Raw genomic sequence first — 833 nt, forward strand, 5'->3', positions numbered from 1 at the left:
GCAGCGCCGTGACCACGACATTCTGGTCGAGGCTGGTCATGAACACGCCGCAAGCGACGGTTGCCGGCAACAACATCGACGGACCCTCCGCCGGAGCAAAGCGGGTCGTGGCCGTCGCCGAAGTCTCAACAGTCATGGAAGGGTGTGGTCGAACTGGTTGCCTGAGCGGGCGTCTGCCTTGGCAAACGCTCGTGATTCCTTAGCTATCGCGCCTGCTGGCCCAACGCTCAAGCAGCAGTTGTAGCCGTTTGTAGTGCCAGATAGCGGCTGGACCAAAGGTGTGTTGATATTCAGGTGAGGCCGGCCTGCAAATGGCGGCTTCCTGCGCTTCCGGTGCTCACGTACTTTAGTACGCTCCGCTCCGGTTCTCGGAATCCGCCACTTTCGGCACGGCCTCACCTGAATCTCAACACACCTTGGATGCTCTACTGCACCTCATAGCCGACCTCTTCGCTGGCGTGGCACAAGGCCTTCCAGAACGACCGCGCGAAGGAGCGGAAGACGTAGATGTCGAACTGGTCGGCGCCTGTGCGCTGGATCTGGGCGAAGATGTCGTGATGGTTGGTCGAGCGGCCGGCGCCGAGCGGGAAGGCCGGCAAGGCGAAGTCGATGGCAAAAAACTTCGCCATCACCCATTCGGCCCTCGGGCCGGCGATGCGGATCGCGGTGCGGCCATGGGACAGGTCGGTGAGCGTGCCGATGGCCGGCGTGATGACGCCAGCGAAGGCCGCGGCCAGTCCTTCGGCTTCGTCGACCACGGTAAATTTCCCCGGCGCGAAGCCGAAAACGGCGCGGGCGCCGCTGCTTGTGCCGCCGCCAGCGCCGTCAGGCAG

The 833-nt window shown here is 63.7% G+C and carries 1 protein-coding gene; it reads right to left on the minus strand.

The window, feature by feature from the left end:
- Window positions 1–425 precede the first annotated feature (425 nt).
- Window positions 426–833, minus strand: a 408-nt coding sequence (gene soxG, locus EOA28_RS37290) for a sarcosine oxidase subunit gamma family protein (protein ID WP_128315915.1), incomplete at its 5' end; no start/stop codon positions are given.

The sequence above is a fragment of the Mesorhizobium sp. M2A.F.Ca.ET.067.02.1.1 genome (genome assembly GCF_004023285.1).
Taxonomy (GTDB): Bacteria; Pseudomonadota; Alphaproteobacteria; order Rhizobiales; family Rhizobiaceae; genus Mesorhizobium.